We start from the raw sequence: 241 nt of genomic DNA on the forward strand, positions 1-241 counted from the left end.
GGTTTAACCAGTGTACAAATTATTGAGTCTGCACAGGCAGAAACGCTCAAAATTACTGGGCCCAATGGCGAGGTTAAACAACAAGCGAAACGGCAATATGGTCCGACGACATCAAGAGATACGTTTTGGAGTATTGCGCAAAAAGTCAGACCCAGTGATAAGGTCAGTATTTATCAAGTGATGGCGGCGTTATTTGACGCGAATCCACATGCTTTTAGTGGTAATAATTACAATACACTAG

Annotated in this window: 1 protein-coding gene; it reads left to right on the forward strand. The window is 42.3% G+C overall.

Features of this window, described 5'->3' with window-relative positions; translation table 11 throughout:
- A partial coding sequence (locus tag AAEZ09_RS29040) for a FimV/HubP family polar landmark protein (protein ID WP_350601777.1) occupies positions 1-241 on the forward strand: 241 nt, incomplete at both ends.

Source organism: Pseudomonas sp. 65/3-MNA-CIBAN-0223, assembly GCF_040310425.1.
In the GTDB taxonomy this organism is placed as follows: Bacteria; Pseudomonadota; Gammaproteobacteria; order Pseudomonadales; family Pseudomonadaceae; genus Aquipseudomonas; species Aquipseudomonas gregormendelii.